Annotated in this window: 1 protein-coding gene; it reads left to right on the top strand. The window is 35.0% G+C overall.

From position 1 onward, the window contains the following. Positions 1–1,562: DUF6443 domain-containing protein (locus tag ABD715_RS17735; protein ID WP_344789672.1), on the top strand; the 1,562-nt coding region annotated here is incomplete at both ends.

Raw genomic sequence — 1,562 nt, 5'->3', positions numbered from 1 at the left:
GTGATGAGAATTATGTATATACTATAACTCCAAGAAAAGAAACAACAAATGTTTCTAGTTTAGAAAACAATGAAAAGATAGAAAGCATAGCATATTATGATGGTCTTGGTAGGCCCATGCAAAGTATTGGTGTACGAGCAGGAGGAGATTTACTAAATAATAATTTATTAGGCAGAAAGACTAATTGGACTTTAGGGAGTGGCTCAGCTCCGTTTTATAATCAAAATGGAGCAACATCAGAAAATCAAAGGATTAATGGAACAGATCCTTATGGGAAGACTTCAATATTATGGCGTTGCGGGAACGATTCTAGTAGTAATGCTGATGGTGGTTGGAATACAAATTACATGTCTGTAGACAATACTGTAGGCTATAGATATACAGTTTGGGTAAAACGAACAGGGTCTCAAAACGGAACTACGTATCATGGCACTCAAAACGTCAATAATCTAAGTGGTTCAGGAAATGGCAATCCTTACTTTTGGTTTGGAGACCTACCAAATTTAAATCAGTGGTATTTATTAGTAGGAGTTGTTCATCCATATACTTATTCTGGAGGTAATTCAGGAATAAGTGGTGTATACGATACAAATGGGAATAAGGTTATAAATGGGAATGATTTTAAATGGTCTAGTAGCACAACAACCTCTCGTTTTAGAAATTATTTATATTATTCAACAGATGTGAATACCCGTCAGTATTTTACTGATCCTATTTTACAACGTTTAGACGGAGCAGAAGCAAGCATTAGTGAGCTCATGGAAGGTCATATAGGTAAAGACATAATTACCCATATAAGTTATGATGATTATGGAAGGCAAGACAAAGACTATTTACCCTATGCAACATCTAGTAATTGTGGTGCATTTCAAACCACAGCTGAAGATGATACAAGATCTTATTATTACAATACTACAAGATTTAATGATGACTTTATTGGTTTAACACAAAGCACAGTAAACCCATATTCGAAGAAAGCTTTAGAAGCTTCTCCTTTAAGCAGAGTTTTAAAACAAGCAGCTCCAGGAAAAGATTGGAAACTAGGCCAAGGCCATGAAATAGAGTTTGATTATAAATCTAATACAGGCACAGAAGTAAGGCGTTATGATGTCAATATAAGCGAATCTACCAGTAGTAACATAAAAGTATATACACCCACTTTAGTTTTAAATGGCTATTATGCAGCCAACACATTGTATAAAAGTATTACATATGATGAAAACCATAGCTCGGGTTTAAATCATTCTACAGAGGAGTTTAAAGACAAGCAAGGGCGTGTTGTTTTAAAACGAACCTATGGAACATCTGTTGTCAATGGTGTATCACAAACTAACACTCCTCACGACACCTATTACGTTTATGATGATTATGGTAATTTAAGTTATGTCCTACCACCAAAGTCAGAACCACAGTCTGCAAAACCAGACGCTACAGAGCTCTCAGAATTATGTTATCAATATAAATATGATGATAGAAACCGCTTAGTAGAAAAAAAAATACCAGGAAAGGGTGACGCAAATACTTGGGAAGAGATTGTTTATAATAAGTTAGACCAACCAGTA

Origin of the sequence: Postechiella marina (assembly GCF_039538365.1) — a bacterium.
GTDB lineage: Bacteria > Bacteroidota > Bacteroidia > Flavobacteriales > Flavobacteriaceae > Postechiella > Postechiella marina.
Note: the sequence above shows the minus strand (reverse complement) of the source record. Positions and strands in the feature narration are given on the sequence as shown.